At 48.2% G+C, this 222-nt stretch carries 1 protein-coding gene; it reads left to right on the forward strand.

The annotated features are described in order from the left end of the window. A partial coding sequence (locus FBT53_RS15880; protein WP_136952170.1) for a hypothetical protein occupies nucleotides 1–222 on the forward strand: 222 nt, incomplete at both ends.

Here is a 222-nt window from a genome sequence, read left to right on the forward strand (position 1 = left end):
CGATTGACATCACTACCCCTATCGAGGGTGACAACATCGTAAATGCTGCCGAAGATGGGGATGTAACCATCTCAGGGACTACTACGGATGTAGAAGATGGCCAAGTAGTAACCGTAACTTTCGATGATGGGGTGAATCCTCCAGTAACTACTACCGCTACTGTTTCGGGTAACGCGTGGACGGCTACTGATGCCGATATCTCTGGATTGAACAATGGAACTA

The organism is Flavobacterium sp. ASW18X, assembly GCF_005144745.1.
GTDB lineage: Bacteria > Bacteroidota > Bacteroidia > Flavobacteriales > Flavobacteriaceae > Croceivirga.